We start from the raw sequence: 14,480 nt of genomic DNA, 5'->3' as shown, positions 1-14,480 counted from the left end.
GCTGTTTTAATTAATTCTTCGTCTTATAATTGCAATGCTCCACAGGAACACGTGCATGCCCCTCTTCATTCGTACACCAAGACTGCGACTGAAACGCAAGAAAAATGCCAACCCATTGCTGCTTTTTCTCAAAATGGATGAATAGGCCACCATCTTGCCATGTGCCATCATCCCCTTGCCACTTCTCCACATTTCCTTGATTCATATGAATATCATGTATCCCATTACCAGGTTTAAAATGAAAATATCGATCAGGTGTATCATTTTCTGGACCCCATCGTTCTCCAAATGCATAAATAATTGCCTTTTCCTCTATCGCTCGTTTCATATAATGTTCTATTTTTTCATTTAAATCATTGTCAGCTCCCGATTTTTCTGGCGGCAAAGGAATCATCTGTTTTGATTCAAATAAATTTCCCCGCACATAATCTAAAGCCACCTTTGGTTCATTATTTTTCACTTCTGTAAAACCAAAAGGTAATGTCGGTAAAATCGTAATAGCTTCTGATTTAATATTTTCACTTGCAAAATATAATACTTCTGATGGATAGCTCTGCGATTTCACATTAATTGCAATCCGGTAATCTACTCCCGATTCATCTTGCAAATGAACTTGATAATGAGGTGTTTTCCCTTTTCCAATCATAGATTGTAGTGCGATACCTTTTAAAACGCCGTAGTTTTTTAAGGGCATGGGATCATCTCCTCTTCATGTAATAGAAACACTTGTTCTTTTATAAATTATCCACTAACAAACGAAAATCCTCCTAAAGCAGAAGATTTTATTGCCATACATACCAACCTGCAACTTCCACCACCACAATTAACACCGCTCCAAAAATCATAAGCGTTGTCTTTTTTAGTAGTTCATTCTCTCGAAACGGGATATTACATAGATAGGCCCCAAGCGTAATCCGTGACGGACAAGCAATTGTCGCTACGGATGATGCTGTATTTTGCAAAGTCGTAACATATTGCCACGGAAGTCCTACATTCTGCGCCGTTTGCATTTGTAGTTTAATAAACATCGCATTTGATCCTGCGTTACTTCCCGTTAAAAAACCACCAATTGCACCGATGAACGGGGTAACGAAGACAAATAACATTCCAAATGTTTGCCCTGCTGCGTCCGCTAACAATGTATGCATACCAGCTGCACCCATTAATTCTGAAATGGCAATAAACATTGTCGTTGTAATCGCAAACGGAATCCATTGTTTGATCGTTTGCGATAAAGATTGTTTTATAATAGTGGAAGGTATACGGAAGAACACGATGGTAAATAAACATGTAACCCCAAGCCAAAATCCAGGTGAATATAGTAACGCTAGTTTGTAAGAGTACGCTGGTAAATCAACGACAGCATAAGATTGCAGCATATTATGTAACGACGGAATGAGACGAGAAAGTAAAATACAAACTGTTAAAAATAAATAAGGGCTTATAATTTTCACGATAGAAACTTCTCGCTGCGTCGTGGCAGCATGCTCCGATAAAAACGCCTTCCCTTGCCTCGCTGTCATTTTAATGATAAGAAAACCAAATGTAATTGTTACGATGGAACTTAAAATCCCGGCTAATTCCACACTTACATATGCATTAGAAAGATAGATTGATATAGAAAATAAGAAAAAAAAACCGAACCCTTCCTTCCATTTTCCCTTCACCGCTTGCCAACCACCAACTACATACAAAGAAAGGTAAACAAAGTACGCAAAAAAAGGAATACTGAGTAATGCTGTACTAGATCCTAAGTTCACTAATGGCATGCTGATGAGCTGCGATCCAATAATCGTTCCCGTTGCCATCGCTCCCCAGGAACTCGCCAATAAACCGATAAACGATAATAAAACTGCTTGGAACGGTTTATAACCAAGCGAAAGAAAAATAGGAGCTGCCACCATAAAACCAATTCCAAACCCGCTCACTGATTCGATAAGTGGACAAATTCCAAAGCACATTAAGAGCATTTGTAATAATCGATCATGTGTAACTTGTTCGATAAAACGTGCAACTTGATCGATATACCCCATTTTGTTCATGAGGTGAAATAAAAGAATACCAAAAAACAGAACATACCCTACAATAAAACAAATTAACCCGCCCTTAATTGTTGCATGCATAACCTCTCCCATTTGCAGTCGAAACATTGGTGTTAGTAAAACGATTCCAGTACATACAACATAAGAAATCAGCGAGGCTTTCAGCGATGTTTGTTTAAAAATAAATAAACAAATGAAAATCATCATAATTGGAATAAGGGCTAACCATACAGCCATACCATCATCTCGTTTCTTATAAGATACAATTGTAACTATTATATAATAGATGTCAGAATATTCAATTCATTTTATACAGTTTTCCACTATTCTTTATCAAGTGAATTATTGAAAAAATGCTACACTACAAGAAAATTACGTTTTAAAAGGAGCGATAACGATGAACAAAGAACAATTTTGGCAGCTTATTTCAGAAATGAATACAAAAGACGAAACGAGTGAATGGCTAGTGGAACAATTAGCTACAAAGTCTGCGAGCGAAATTACAGACTTTGAAATTCATTTCCAAACCGCTCTCAAAGAATCTTATACATCTTCTCTATGGGCAGCTGCGTATATTATTTTTGGCGGATGTTCTGATGATTTATTTGATTATTTTAGAGGGTGGCTCATCGCATGTGGACAAGAAATGTTTGAAGCCGCTATGCAAAATCCTGAAAATCTAGCAAACTTAATTCCTGCTTATTATGAAGAGGAAGAAATTATTCCTGAATGTGAAGAAATACTATCTGTTGCCCTTGAAGCTTTTTCTTTACAAGAAACGGGAGATACAGAATGGGACGACAATATTTGGGATACATTTGATTCCTTATTACATGAAAAGGGACATGATTCATCTATGCCTGAAATTGAGTTCGATTGGGAAGAAGACGATGAAGAAGGATTAGCAAAACGTTTTCCAACACTTTGGGAACGTTTTGGTGAAAATCCTTTATTATATTAACTGAATAAATTCAAAATACTCGTATATGAAATGGTATAATTTACATAATGAATTCCATTTTATAAAGTGAAACTTTAATCAGTGGGGGTTTTTTGTCTAAAAAAAAAAGAAGATTTTCAAAGAGGCTGAGCATAAATCAAATTTTGACTTATCTCTCAGCCTTATACTGTCTTTATGCTTATTGTGCCACGGCCTGTTTGTTTTTTTTCATAGTTCTCATGGATTCGGCTACTTTAACCATCATGGAACATTCTACTCTCTTACGGAAGATGTCACAGCTAAAATCGTAGATTCCATTGATGGAGCCGGTTGCGTGCAGCGCGTTAGCAGGGCAACCGCCACTGCAGTAAAGTTTTGCCCAGCAGTCCTGACATTCTGGCTTCGAATAGCAGTTGCTCTCTTTAAATTGACATTGCATCTCTTGTTTTGTAATCCCATCCCAGATGTTTCCCATACTGTATTCTTTATCCCCGATGAACTGGTGGCAAGGAAAAATCTCGCCCCATGGTGTGACAGCGAAATATTCGGTTCCTGAGCCGCAGCCAGAAATTCTCTTTTGGATGCAAGGGCCTTCTGAGAGGTCAAGCATGTAATGGTAGAAAGTGAATCCATTACCTTCTTCCTCACGCTTTAGCATTTCCTTGGCGAGAATTTCGTACTGGTTATAAATATCTGGAAGGTCCTTTTCGGTGAGTGCATATGGTTCCCGTGGATTACAGATGACCGGTTCCATCGAGAGCTTGTCAAAACCAAGATCTGCGATATGAAAAATGTCATTGGTGAAGTCAACGTTGTTATGAGTATAGGTTCCACGCACATAGTATTCTTTATCTCCACGGCTTTTGACGAATTCTTGGAACTTCGGAACGATATAATCATAGCTCCCCTTTCCAGTTACCGTTTTACGAAGGTGATCGTGGACTTCTTTTCTTCCATCAAGACTCAATACGACATTGTACATTTCTTTATTCAAAAAATCAGTGATTTCATCGTTTAGTAACATGCCATTTGTAGTAAAGGTGAAGCGAAACGTTTTTTTGTACTCTTTTTCTTTACTTCTTGCGTAAGCGACAATCTGTTTTACAACTTTCCAGGCCATGAGCGGCTCTCCCCCGAAGAAATCGATGTCGAGGTTTCGGTGATGACCGGAGTTTTCCAATAGGTAATCGATAGCTCTTTTGCCAACCTCATAACTCATAATCGCTCTGCTTCCATTGTATTTTCCTTGGCTGGCGAAGCAGTATTCGCATGATAAGTTACATGTATGTGCAACATTGAGGCAGAGGGCCTTTACATAAGTTTGGCGGTTTCTTAAATCAATTGAGAGACTCTTATATTCATCCTCAGTAAAGAGTTCCCCATCATTTTTTAGCTCTTCGATATCTGCAATGGTTTCTCGAATGTCCTTCTCAGAGATATCGGAATCATATACGTATTTTTCTAGCATCATTGTTATGATTTCTTCTGCAGCAGTAGTCTCATAAAGCGCGATGATTTCATAAGCGAGGTCGTCGACAACATGTACTGATCCACTGTAGGTATCGAGTACGATGTTGTATCCGTTTAATTTATATTGATGAATCATATTTAATAATCAAACTCCTTTTATCTATAAAGTAAAACTTCCGTTAATGGGGCTTTTACTTCTTGTTCATGCGGGATAAAAATGGCCGCCCATCTGGGAAGCAGTTGGGCGGTACGTTTCTCATTTTCTATCTGTTCATTATGTTTTCACACTTTTGATTTGCAACTCCGCAAGATGTCTTGCAAGCTGATTGGCAAGATGTTTGACATGCACCACAACCACCATGTTTTACTGTATCTGTCAGTTTACGGGTACTTAGTGTTACGATTCTTTTCATGACGTATAACTCCTTTTAAAAATATTTTTAAGAAACAAACTCAATATTTGTGAATGTTTTTACATTTAAAACTACAATTTGTGAAATATTTCACATTAATTCCAGTAATAATTTTAACAACACCTTTGGTTTACGTCAATCATTCTTGATATTTTCATGTCAGTTGGGGAATCAACTGCCCGTAAAAGCCAATTCGCTCAGCTAATAATTAGTGGGAGATGAAGAATCCACCACTAATGTGCAAGGTCTTAATGGCTTGAAACTTGCTCATATAATATAGAGGCACCTTAACAGGTAGCCTCTTCTTCTTATTTCACTGCAGCAATCAGTTCACAAATTTCCTCTTCTTTTTCTGTTTCTAAAAGCTCAATTACCTTACTTCCCACAACCACTCCATCACATAACGTAATCATTTCCTCAATTTGCTCAGTCGTTGAGATTCCAAATCCAGCAACTACTGGAAGATGTACATGTGCTTTTACTTTTTCTAAGTAGCTATGAATTTCTCGCTTAAAGTCACGTCTAACCCCAGTGACCCCCGCTACCGTTACCGCATAAACAAACCCTTGTGACTCCCTCGTAATCTTTTCAATTCGTTCGATTGGACTCGTTACTGTTACAAGCGGAATAAGTGCGATATGCGCATCACGAAGGAGCGGTGCGATAATATCTTGTTCTTCATATGGCAAGTCTGGAACAATAATTCCATCTACACCAGCTTCAAGACAACTTCCGATAAAACGTTCTTTACCAAATGCTAAAATAGGATTCAAGTATGTCATAAGTACGAATGGAATATTTACTTCTTGTCTGACTTCCGCTAGTGCCTGAAAGATTCCTCCGAGCATTGTTCCACTATCTAATGCTCGTTTTCCTGCCCTTTGAATTGTAGGTCCATCTGCAACTGGATCTGAAAATGGGATGCCAATTTCAACGATGCTCGCTCCTGCTTCATCTAGAAAACGAATTTGCTCCTTTAACTTCTCTAGACCTCCATCTCCTCCCATTACATAAGGAATAAATGCTTTTTTTCCATTTTGAAACGCTGCTGTAATTCTTTCTACTCCCATTTTCTACACCTCTTCCATATAACGTTTTATACTTTCAACATCTTTATCACCGCGGCCCGATAAACAAATGACAAGTCCTTCATCTTGCTTCATTGTAGGCGCAAGTTTTAATGCATACGCCACTGCGTGTGAACTTTCTAATGCCGGGATAATTCCTTCTTTTTTCGTTAGTAACTGGAATGCCGCTAGCGCTTCGTCATCTGTAATTGAGTTGTAAGAGACACGGCCAATATCTTTTAGCAGACTATGTTCTGGCCCAACTCCAGGATAATCGAGCCCTGCTGAAATGGAGTGCGCCTCTTGAATTTGCCCTTCTTCATTTTGAAGGAGATACATCATCGAACCATGAAGGACGCCAACGCTTCCTTTTGTTAATGTTGCTGCGTGCTTTTCTGTATGAATCCCTTTGCCTGCTGCTTCTACGCCGTAAAGGGCAACTTCTTCATCATGTACAAACGGATAAAACATGCCCATCGCATTACTTCCACCGCCGATACAAGCAACAACTGCTTCTGGTAAATTCCCTTCTAGCGCTTCATATTGTCTCTTCGTTTCTTTCCCGATTATACTTTGGAAATCACGTACAATTTGCGGGAATGGATGCGGTCCAAGAACAGATCCCATAATATAGTGCGTATCATGTACATGTGCAACCCAGTAACGAAGCGCCTCGTTTACTGCATCTTTTAATGTTCCACTACCTGCTGCGACACTTTCCACTTTCGCTCCTAATAGTTCCATTCTGAAGACGTTTAACTTTTGACGTTTTACATCCTCTTCTCCCATAAAAATGACGCACTCTAAACCGAGTAAGGCGCATACCGTCGCCGTTGCAACCCCGTGCTGTCCAGCTCCTGTTTCAGCTACAACCTTTTTCTTACCCATTCTCACTGCAAGAAGCGCTTGCCCAATTGTATTGTTAATTTTATGAGATCCTGTATGATTTAAATCTTCACGCTTTAAATAAATCTTTGCCCCGCCGCAATACTTTGTCAGATTCTCAGCAAAATAAAGTGGTGTTTCTCTTCCAACATACGTTTGTAAATAATGCTCTAATTCTTGTTGAAATGCTTCATCTTGCATCGCTTCTTTATACGCTTCTTCTAATTCTAAAACAGATTGCATAAGTGTTTCTGGAACGTAACGTCCTCCGTATATACCGTAGTGACCTTTTTCATCTGGATATGCATATTGCATGTTTAACACTCCTTCGCTTTTCTAATAAATTGTTTTATTTTCTCGCTATCTTTCTTGCCATCCGTTTCTACTCCGCTGCTGACATCTACCATATACGGCTTTACAGTTTCAATCGCTTCTTTAATGTTTTCAATGTGTAATCCACCAGCTAAAATACACTTTTTACGAATTTCATTTGGCATATCATCTAGCAACTTCCATGAAAATATTTTGCCATTTCCACCATGAAACTTTTCTTTCGGGCTATCAAATAAGAGAAAATCAGCTTTATAATTTGTTGCTTGTTTTATATCTTCGCTCAAATGTACACCAATCGCTTTTATAGACGGAATATTCAATCTTCTGATATGATGATTTCCTTCATCCCCATGCAGTTGTACCTGTGTTAAACCACAATCATTTACAATTTTCTGAATGACCTCTACCGATTCATTTACAAAAACACCAACTTTCATTACATCAGCTGGAAGCTCATCAATAATCTGTTTTGCTCTTTCAGGTGTAATTTCCCTTTTGCTTTTCGCAAATACAAATCCAATAGCATCTGCGCCGTATTCACACGCTTTCTTTGCTGTTTCTACATCGGTAATGCCGCAAATCTTTACTTTCACGTTGTCACCTTCAGTGATTGAAAGAAGTCTCCTACAGAAGGTGCAGTCATCAGCGCTTCCCCTACAAGAATTCCTTTTGCACCTGCCCGCTTCACACGTACGATATCTTCTTCCGTATGAATACCACTCTCACTAATCCAAAGCATATTTTCTTCATTCAATCGTTTCCCTAGATTTTCTGTCGTACTCAAATCCACTTCAAATGTTTTCAAATTCCGATTGTTTATTCCAATCACATGAGGATTTAATGCTAGTGCTACCTCTAATTCTGTCTCATTGTGAACTTCTACAATTGCCTCTAATCCTACTTTTTGCACGTATGCATATAACTCTCGTAGTTTTTCTTCTGATAGTGCAGCAACGATAAGTAAAATGAGATCCGCTCCAGCTTCATATGCCCGATCAATTTGAATTGTATCGATAATAAAATCTTTACATAGAAGCGGAATATTACTATTTGCTCGTGCTGTTTCTAAATCGTGAAAAGATCCTTTAAAAAATTGATCGTCCGTTAAAACAGAAACAGCTCCGGCGCCACACTCTTCATACATTTTCACTTGTTTCGGTACATCTACATGTAAATTTATATCACCTTTAGATGGAGAAGCTCGCTTCACTTCAGCAATCACTGTAAATTTCTGCAATGCTTCTACAAGAGAGTGTGACTTCCGTTGTTTCTTCACCGGCGTATATGTTTTATACAACGCTTCTACCTCTTTTTTCTTCTGCTGAACAATCTTTTCTAAAATGGTTTCCATTTAATTCACCCTCTCTAATCTTTTATTACTTGCACTAATTAATAGATTCAATTTCGATAACGCTTTTCCAGAATCAATACTTTGAGCTGCAATATGAATGCCTTCTTCAATTGTCCCTGCTTTTCCATTTGCAAAAAGTGCAAGACCTGCATTGAGTAGAACCGTATCACGGTATACACTCTTTTTCCCCTCTAGTACTTGCAGTGTAATATTCGCATTTTCTTTTGCATTTCCACCTCGGATTTCTTCATTGCTCACACGAGAAAATCCATATTCTTCTGGAATAATACTCTCTTCTATAATTTTGTTATCCTTTAAAATCACTACATGATTTTCCCCTTGCAGAGATGCTTCATCTAAAAATCCGCTCCCATTTACAACAAGCGCTTGTTTTCTACCAAGCTTTTGCAATACCTCTGCTACCGGCATTAGCATATCTCGTTTGTATATACCAACAAACTGCGTTTCTAAATCAATCGGATTTGTAAGAGGACCAATTAGATTAAAAATGGTCGGTACATTTAGCTCTTTTCTTATTTTCATAATGCGTTTAAGTGCTGGATGCATCGCTGGTGCAAATAGAAATGCGATACCAACCTTTTCTAATAAGTAGTCAATTTCTCTTGGCGTACATGCAATATTGACACCAAGTTCTTCTAATAAATCCGCACTCCCTGTTTTACTAGAAACCGCGCGATTCCCATGTTTCGCCACCTTCACACCAGCCCCGGCAAGTACGAAAGCAGATGTTGTACTAATGTTGAATGTTTGTGCGCCATCTCCGCCCGTTCCGCAATTATCCATTGCTCCTTTTATATGACTTGCAAATGGTAATGCCTTTTCCCGAAGAGCACGAACGAGGCCATATATTTCATCGGCTGTTTCACCCTTTGCCTTTAACAATGCTAAAAAAGCAGCAATTTCACTTTCTAATATATCTTCACTTAAGAGCACAAGGCCTGCTTCATACATTTCCTGTTCCGTTAAATTCTGTCCTTCTACTAATTTTCGAAGATAACTGTTCATACTCGCTCCTCCTCTTTCACCCTGGATAAAAATGCACGTATTAATTTTCCGCCCTCTTCTGTCGCAATGGATTCTGGGTGAAACTGAAGTCCAAAGAGTGGATAATAATTATGTCGAACTGCCATGATTTCCCCATCATCCATCGCTGTCGCTAATACATCGAAACACTTTGGAATCGTCTGCTTCGCCGCCACGAGTGAATGATAACGCATCGCAGTTAACGGTTGCGCGACATATGAAAATATCGATGTGCCATTATGCTTTACACGTGATGTTTTCCCATGTTTTATATGCTCTGCCCTTACAATTTCACCGCCAAATGCAGAAACAATCGCTTGGTGCCCAAGGCAAATGCCAAGGATCGGAATTTGTTTATAAAAATGTTGAATCACCTGGGTGCAAATCCCTGCGTCCTCTGGTTTTCCGGGCCCTGGCGAAAGAATAATTGCTTTTGGTTTCATTTCTTCAAGTTCTTGAATCGTCACTTTATCATTTCGCAGTACAACAATCTCTTCCTCATATTCCCCTAACAATTGATACAAGTTATAAGTGAATGAATCATAGTTATCGATGAGTACAATCATTTCATTACCTCCAAAAGCGCCTTTGCTTTATTTAACGTCTCCTCATATTCAGCAATTGGATTTGAATCATAGACAATACCGGCTCCAGCCTGCACATATGCTTTTTGGTCCTTTACAACCATTGTGCGAATCGCAAGCGCCATATCAAGGTTTCCAGAAAAAGCTATATATCCTACCGCTCCGGCATATACATTTCTTTTTTCCGTTTCTAATCCATTTATAATTTTCATCGCTCTAATTTTCGGTGCCCCGGATACAGTGCCAGCCGGCAAACAATAAGCTAATGCGTCAAAACAATCCATTTGTTTTCGCAATGTTCCGTAAACTTCAGATACAATATGCATAACATGCGAGTATTTCTCTACTTTCATATACTTATCGAGCGCAACAGAACCAACTTCGCTCACTCGCCCGATATCATTTCGCCCTAAATCTACAAGCATCATATGTTCTGCACGCTCTTTCTCATTGGCTAAGAGCTCCTTCGCAATCTCTTCATCTTCCTGCTTTGTTTTTCCGCGTGGTCTTGTTCCTGCAATTGGATTTGTCATCACCTTTTCTTCTCGTACAGAAAGTAAACTTTCTGGCGAGGAACCAAGTACAACATAATTTTGAAAATCAATATAAAACATATACGGCGATGGATTTGCAATCCGAAGTTTTCGATATAATGCAAACGAATCGCCTATAAATTCACTTTGCAATCGCTGAGATAATACAACTTGAAAAATATCACCAGCTCGAATGTATTCTTTTGCCTTCTCCACCATTTCGCAAAACTTTTCTTCTGTTATAGAAGAAGTAAAGGATAAGGAAGGCTGCATTTCTGTCACTTGTTCTTCTTTTCCATGTAAGACATCTTGTTTATATACCTGCAATCTCTCATACACTTCTTCAAAAGAGTCTGTATCATCTTCTCTGTATACATATACAAACGATAATTTTTGACGTAAATGATCGTATACAATAAACTCGCGGTACAGTAATACATGAACTTCTGGAATATTTACCGAGTCAAACAGTTCTTCTCCAATATCTTCATATTGCCGAATCACATCATAACCAATATATCCAACTGCCCCACCGCAAAATGGAAATGGACTTTCTACCTCCGACGGCGCAAGGGTCTTTTGCAATACTTGTAATACATTTTCTTCTATTTGCTTAGTCCTACCATTTATCGTAATCTCTACTGCCGCGCCACTACTTTTGATTTCTCCGTATGGATCACATCCTAAATAAGAATAACGTCCCTTATCTTGATGAAGCTGCGAGCTTTCGAGTAAAAATTTTTTCTCACCTTTCATCTGGCGATATAAAGCAATTGGCGTTACACTATTTCCTTCTTCTTCATCAATTACCAAAAATGATTTTCCTTGTCTCTTTTGCATATTAAATTGTTCTTTCGTTATCATGTCTGTCACCTCACTATTGAAAATAAAAAAAGTCCTCTGCATATCGGAATATGCAGAGGACGATAAATTTACCGTGGTACCACCTCTTATTGGATGCAGAAGCATCCCTCTTTATTCAGGTACAAATATATACCTTATCCTTGTAACGGCGGAACCCGGGTTGCCTACTTATTTAGAATCTGTTCAGCATACCTCTCGTAAGCCCATTCCGCATATGGCACCGCACCGGGCTCCCACCTATCCCCGGCTCTCTGGAACGTCTCCAATATACGTACTCTTCTTACTTAAACGATTTAGTTTATTCAGTTCATTTATTTTTATACACAAAAAGGGAGTACTCATCCTATAGAAAGGACGGGTACTCCCGTGGTGCCACCTTAATTCGTTACAAATGTAACGCACTTTGCCGTATCCAAAATGAATACGTGTCTCTTGTATCGATGAGATCATGTCGCCAAATCCTACTTCTTTCGGTTCGGTTTGGAAGCTCCGAAGGCCATTCCATATTAATTCCATACTGATTCGCACCAACCATCAGCTCTCTGACATGTTCATAATACGTACTCTTCTTCATCAACGCTTGCATTTTTTAAGTTGAAATCATTATATGCCGTTCCTTTTTCATAAGTCAATACTTTTTAAAAATTTTTATTTATTTCTCAGCTCAATATTATATTGACAAAACAACCTATTTCTATGTAAATATAATAAATACCCTATTAAAATTAAGGTTTTTTGTCAGAAAATTATATATTTGAAAAATGAACTAATGTCAAAAAACGCTTACATTTCAGAAAATTCGTATTTGTATATGGATTTTCTGAAATAATCATGATAGATTATAATTATGCAAAGTTCATCAAAAGACATTACAAAAGGAAGGGGAACTACATGAGTACGCAGATGTTAATTTTAATTTCTATCTCTATCTACATGCTCGGGATGCTAGTCATTGGCTATTTTGCCTATAAACAAACATCCAACTTAACAGATTATATGCTTGGCGGGCGTACACTAGGCCCCGCAGTAACAGCATTAAGTGCGGGAGCAGCTGATATGAGCGGCTGGCTGTTAATGGGATTACCCGGTGCAATGTTTAGCGTTGGATTAAGTAGTAGCTGGATTGCGATTGGCCTAACACTTGGCGCATACGCAAACTGGATCTATGTCGCTCCTCGCTTACGTACCTACTCAGAAATTGCAAACAATTCTATTACTATTCCAGAATTTTTAGAGCATCGTTTCCATGATGCATCTCATATGCTACGTCTTGTTTCTGGACTTGTTATTATGATCTTTTTCACATTTTATGTAGCTTCAGGATTCGTCTCAGGTGCTGTATTATTCGAAAATTCATTTGGCTTAAATTATCATGTTGGACTACTTATTGTTGGAAGCGTTGTTGTAGCTTACACATTATTTGGTGGCTTCTTAGCTGTAAGTTGGACAGACTTCGTTCAAGGAATCATCATGGTAGTTGCTCTTATCCTTGTTCCGATCGTAACAATTATGAATGTAAACGGCCTTGGACCAGCATTTGATACAATTAAATCTATTGACCCAGCGTTATTAGATATTTTTAAAGGAACATCCGTATTAGGTATTATTTCATTATTTGCCTGGGGTCTTGGTTATGCTGGACAACCTCATATTATCGTGCGCTTTATGGCCATCTCTTCTGTCAAAGAAATCAAAAGCGCACGCCGAATCGGTATGAGCTGGATGATTTTCTCTGTAGTAGGAGCTATGTTTACTGGTCTTATCGGTATCGCTTACTATTCAAAAGCGGGATTAAAGCTCTCTGACCCAGAAACAATTTTCGTTGAACTAGGTAACATTTTATTCCATCCACTCATTACTGGATTTTTATTAGCAGCTATTTTAGCGGCTATTATGAGTACAATCTCTTCTCAGCTTCTTGTTACATCAAGTGCAGTAACGGAAGATATATATCGAACATTCTTTAAACGTTCTGCATCTGATCGTGAGCTTGTATTTGTTGGTCGTATGGCCGTTCTTGTTATCGCACTTATTGGTTGTGGATTAGCATTTAAACAAAACGACACAATCCTAGCGCTTGTTGGCTATGCTTGGGCTGGATTTGGTTCTTCATTTGGTCCTGTCGTTTTACTAAGCTTATACTGGAAACGTATGACAAAATGGGGCGCGTTAGCTGGAATGATCGCTGGTGCTGCAACTGTTATCACGTGGACACAATTTAAGTTTTTAAAAGATTTCCTATATGAAATGATTCCAGGGTTCACAGCAAGCTTACTTGCAATTATCATCATTAGTTTATTAACAAAACCTTCAAAAGAAGTTGAAAAGCAGTTCGAGGAATTTGAGAAAACTGCATAATATTTTTTAAAAAAGGAACCTCCGCTTTCATCATAAAAGCGGAGGTTCCTTTTTTTATTCATTGTTCGACAATTCTCTCCTTGAAATTAACAATTTCTTTATATTTCGTTAAATCTACCATAACACTACTTCGTTATAGTATGAGTATCAACACTTATACAGAAAGGAGACTTTAGAATAATGGCATCACTACAACACCAAAATTCAAAAAAACTATCACTTATTACAAATTCTTCTTGTCCAAACATACAGTCAAAACCTCAAATTTCACTCGCTCCTTCTGTTGTATCTGTAATTGGTGTGCATATACAAAAAAATAAATTAAAAATAAAAGTAGGGAAAAGCACTGAATTATCTGCTTCTGTTCTCCCAGTTCAAGCAACAAATCAAGGGCTTATATGGACAAATATGAATCCTGACGTCATAACAGTCCATGCAGATGATGACAAAGCAATCATAACTGGAAGAAACCCTGGACGAGCTGTCATGATTGTAACAACTGCTGAAGGGAAATTTCGAGATTTATGTGTTGTTCATGTTCAGCCTTTTATGACAAATCCGAAATAAACGTCCCCACTTTATTAAAGTGGAGACGT

14 protein-coding genes and 2 other annotated features are annotated in these 14,480 nt (G+C 38.3%); of the genes, 3 read left to right on the top strand and 11 right to left on the bottom strand.

The features are described 5' to 3' along the window. Positions 1-10: 10 nt before the first annotated feature. Together JDS96_RS12835 and JDS96_RS12830 are read right to left on the bottom strand one after the other, a co-directional pair. A complete protein-coding gene (locus JDS96_RS12835) occupies positions 11-694 on the bottom strand; it encodes a DUF2278 family protein (protein ID WP_199667056.1) in 684 nt (227 codons plus the stop codon). Between the two features lie 88 nt (positions 695-782). After that, the gene (locus JDS96_RS12830; RefSeq protein WP_199667055.1) at positions 783-2,279 is read right to left on the bottom strand and encodes an L-lactate permease; all 1,497 of its coding nucleotides are present in this window, start codon (positions 2,277-2,279) and stop codon (positions 783-785) included. Positions 2,280-2,439: 160 nt separating this feature from the next. Here JDS96_RS12830 and JDS96_RS12825 point away from each other — a divergent pair, with 160 nt between their 5' ends. Next, positions 2,440-3,003: a DUF4240 domain-containing protein gene (locus JDS96_RS12825; RefSeq protein ID WP_199667054.1), complete on the top strand. Its 564-nt coding sequence runs from the start codon at positions 2,440-2,442 to the stop codon at positions 3,001-3,003. 178 nt (positions 3,004-3,181) lie between these two features. On the opposite strand, the gene scfB is transcribed toward JDS96_RS12825, so the two are convergent. From scfB to trpE, 9 genes are all read right to left on the bottom strand, one after another. Beyond that, positions 3,182-4,588 (bottom strand): thioether cross-link-forming SCIFF peptide maturase, encoded by a 1,407-nt coding sequence (scfB, locus tag JDS96_RS12820; protein WP_033798130.1) that lies wholly within the window; start codon positions 4,586-4,588, stop codon positions 3,182-3,184. Positions 4,589-4,715: 127 nt separating this feature from the next. Next, the gene (gene scfA / locus JDS96_RS12815; RefSeq protein WP_016113838.1) at positions 4,716-4,865 is read right to left on the bottom strand and encodes a six-cysteine ranthipeptide SCIFF; all 150 of its coding nucleotides are present in this window, start codon (positions 4,863-4,865) and stop codon (positions 4,716-4,718) included. Between the two features lie 308 nt (positions 4,866-5,173). Further along, complete coding sequence (trpA, locus tag JDS96_RS12810) at positions 5,174-5,935, bottom strand: tryptophan synthase subunit alpha (protein WP_199667053.1); 762 nt, start codon at positions 5,933-5,935, stop codon at positions 5,174-5,176. Between the two features lie 3 nt (positions 5,936-5,938). After that, a complete protein-coding gene (gene trpB, locus JDS96_RS12805) occupies positions 5,939-7,132 on the bottom strand; it encodes a tryptophan synthase subunit beta (RefSeq protein ID WP_199667052.1) in 1,194 nt (397 codons plus the stop codon). Between the two features lie 2 nt (positions 7,133-7,134). Continuing rightward, the gene (locus tag JDS96_RS32080; protein ID WP_199667051.1) at positions 7,135-7,743 is read right to left on the bottom strand and encodes a phosphoribosylanthranilate isomerase; all 609 of its coding nucleotides are present in this window, start codon (positions 7,741-7,743) and stop codon (positions 7,135-7,137) included. Continuing rightward, complete coding sequence (trpC, locus tag JDS96_RS32075) at positions 7,740-8,501, bottom strand: indole-3-glycerol phosphate synthase TrpC (protein ID WP_098158640.1); 762 nt, start codon at positions 8,499-8,501, stop codon at positions 7,740-7,742. Before trpC ends, JDS96_RS32080 begins: the two co-directional genes overlap by 4 nt. After that, on the bottom strand, positions 8,502-9,527 hold the full coding sequence (trpD, locus tag JDS96_RS12790) for an anthranilate phosphoribosyltransferase (RefSeq protein WP_199667050.1): 1,026 nt from the start codon (positions 9,525-9,527) through the stop codon (positions 8,502-8,504). Further along, positions 9,524-10,111 (bottom strand): aminodeoxychorismate/anthranilate synthase component II, encoded by a 588-nt coding sequence (locus JDS96_RS12785; RefSeq protein ID WP_199667049.1) that lies wholly within the window; start codon positions 10,109-10,111, stop codon positions 9,524-9,526. Before JDS96_RS12785 ends, trpD begins: the two co-directional genes overlap by 4 nt. Then, entirely contained in the window at positions 10,108-11,526 is a 1,419-nt protein-coding gene (trpE, locus tag JDS96_RS12780; protein ID WP_199667048.1) for an anthranilate synthase component I, read from the bottom strand. The genes JDS96_RS12785 and trpE overlap by 4 nt, the downstream gene beginning before the upstream one ends. A 52-nt stretch (positions 11,527-11,578) precedes the next feature. Beyond that, positions 11,579-11,824, bottom strand: a binding site (T-box leader). A 49-nt stretch (positions 11,825-11,873) separates the two neighbouring features. Continuing rightward, positions 11,874-12,112, bottom strand: a binding site (T-box leader). Positions 12,113-12,417: 305 nt separating this feature from the next. Between trpE and putP the strand changes: the two genes are divergently transcribed. Together putP and JDS96_RS12770 are read left to right on the top strand one after the other, a co-directional pair. Beyond that, positions 12,418-13,884, top strand: a complete 1,467-nt coding sequence (gene putP, locus JDS96_RS12775) for a sodium/proline symporter PutP (protein WP_199667047.1) — start codon at positions 12,418-12,420, stop codon at positions 13,882-13,884. Positions 13,885-14,061: 177 nt separating this feature from the next. Beyond that, positions 14,062-14,451, top strand: a complete 390-nt coding sequence (locus JDS96_RS12770; RefSeq protein ID WP_199667069.1) for an Ig-like domain-containing protein — start codon at positions 14,062-14,064, stop codon at positions 14,449-14,451. The last annotated feature ends 29 nt before the right edge of the window (positions 14,452-14,480 follow it).

It is taken from the genome of Bacillus cereus group sp. N21 (assembly GCF_016483395.1).
GTDB classification, from domain to species: domain Bacteria; phylum Bacillota; class Bacilli; order Bacillales; family Bacillaceae_G; genus Bacillus_A; species Bacillus_A pseudomycoides.
Note: the sequence above shows the minus strand (reverse complement) of the source record. Positions and strands in the feature narration are given on the sequence as shown.

Bases quoted from the DNA above. Each gene is read 5' to 3' on its own strand.
- trpD (WP_199667050.1), bottom strand. From the start codon at position 9,527: ATGAACAGTTATCTTCGAAAATTAGTAGAAGGACAGAATTTAACGGAA.
- JDS96_RS12830 (WP_199667055.1), bottom strand. From the start codon at position 2,279: ATGGCTGTATGGTTAGCCCTTATTCCAATTATGATGATTTTCATTTGT.
- scfB (WP_033798130.1), bottom strand. From the start codon at position 4,588: ATGATTCATCAATATAAATTAAACGGATACAACATCGTACTCGATACC.
- JDS96_RS12835 (WP_199667056.1), bottom strand. From the start codon at position 694: ATGCCCTTAAAAAACTACGGCGTTTTAAAAGGTATCGCACTACAATCT.
- scfA (WP_016113838.1), bottom strand. From the start codon at position 4,865: ATGAAAAGAATCGTAACACTAAGTACCCGTAAACTGACAGATACAGTA.
- trpE (WP_199667048.1), bottom strand. From the start codon at position 11,526: ATGATAACGAAAGAACAATTTAATATGCAAAAGAGACAAGGAAAATCA.
- trpB (WP_199667052.1), bottom strand. From the start codon at position 7,132: ATGCAATATGCATATCCAGATGAAAAAGGTCACTACGGTATATACGGA.
- trpA (WP_199667053.1), bottom strand. From the start codon at position 5,935: ATGGGAGTAGAAAGAATTACAGCAGCGTTTCAAAATGGAAAAAAAGCA.
- JDS96_RS12785 (WP_199667049.1), bottom strand. From the start codon at position 10,111: ATGATTGTACTCATCGATAACTATGATTCATTCACTTATAACTTGTAT.
- putP (WP_199667047.1), top strand. From the start codon at position 12,418: ATGAGTACGCAGATGTTAATTTTAATTTCTATCTCTATCTACATGCTC.
- trpC (WP_098158640.1), bottom strand. From the start codon at position 8,501: ATGGAAACCATTTTAGAAAAGATTGTTCAGCAGAAGAAAAAAGAGGTA.
- JDS96_RS12825 (WP_199667054.1), top strand. From the start codon at position 2,440: ATGAACAAAGAACAATTTTGGCAGCTTATTTCAGAAATGAATACAAAA.